The sequence below is a fragment of the Mesorhizobium sp. M7A.F.Ca.AU.002.02.1.1 genome, assembly GCF_003998535.1.
GTDB classification, from domain to species: domain Bacteria; phylum Pseudomonadota; class Alphaproteobacteria; order Rhizobiales; family Rhizobiaceae; genus Mesorhizobium; species Mesorhizobium ciceri.
In genome coordinates, this window is record NZ_RZPB01001230.1 from 1 (window position 1) to 1,134 (window position 1,134).

Annotated in this window: 1 protein-coding gene and 1 pseudogene; both read right to left on the reverse strand. The window is 64.3% G+C overall.

Going from position 1 to position 1,134, the window contains the following annotated elements:
* A pseudogene (locus EN879_RS40430) lies at window positions 1–170 on the reverse strand (sugar isomerase); the annotation flags it as partial.
* 12 nt (window positions 171–182) lie between these two features.
* A partial coding sequence (locus EN879_RS36720; protein WP_127274755.1) for an SDR family oxidoreductase occupies window positions 183–1,134 on the reverse strand: 952 nt, incomplete at its 5' end.

A 1,134-nucleotide genomic window follows, 5' to 3' on the forward strand; every position in this document is an offset into this window, starting at 1 on the left:
CCCCAGGACGGGATCGCCACCGCGAATTTCTCGACCTTGTCTCTGATAGCGTCGATGGCGATGCCGCGACGGTCGAGCCGCTCGCCGAGCGAGGCGTAGTCGCGCTCGAGGTTTGCCTTGCGCGCGGCGTTGTCCTTGTCGACGAGGTCGGCGGAGATGATGTGTTCCATCGTCCCCTCCGCTCAGCGCGTGAACGACTGGGCGTTGCCCGCGTCGACATTGATGATGTTGCCGGTCGACTTGGCCGACATGTCGGACGCCAGGAAATAGATCGCCTCTGCGATGTCTTCCGGGAAGACCGAGCGCTTCAGCATCGAACGCGAGCGATAGTGCTCCTCCAGATCGTCGGTCGACATCTTGTAGGCGGCGGCGCGCTGTTCCTTCCACTCGCCGGTCCAGATCTTCGAGCCGCGCAGCACCGCGTCCGGGTTGACGACATTGACCCTGATCTGCGCCTCCGCGCCCTCCAGCGCCAGGCAGCGGGCGAGATGGATCTCGGCAGCCTTGGCGGTGCAATAGGCGGCGGCGTTCGGCGATGCGGCAAGGCCGTTCTTGGAGGCGACGAAGACGACGTTGCCGCCAATCTTCTGCGCGCGGAACAGCCGGAACGCTTCCCGCGAGACCAGGAAATAACCGGTCGACAGGATGTCCATGTTCTTGTTCCACAGCGCCAGCGTCGTCTCCTCGATCGGCGCCGAGGAGGCCAGCCCTGCATTCGATACCAGAATGTCGATGCCGCCGAACTCGACCGCTGTCTCGGCAAAGCCCGAAATGACCTGCTCCTCCGAGGTGACATTGATCAGCACCGGCCGCACGAAGTCCCTGCCGTAGACTTTCGCCAGTTCGTCATTGGCGCTGGCCAGTGCTGTCTCGTCGATGTCGGCCAGCACCACGCAGGCGCCTTCGCGCAGCAGGCGGTTGGCCGTGGCGCGGCCGATGCCGCCGGCGCCACCCGTGACCAGGGCGATCTGGCCGGCAAGCGACTTCGGCTTCGGCATACGCTGCAGCTTCAGGTCTTCGAGCAGCCAGTACTCGATGTCGAAGGCTTCCTGTGCAGGCAGGCCGACATAAGACGACACGGTGGAGGCGCCGCGCATGACGTTGATGGCGTTGACATAGAATTCGCCCGAGATG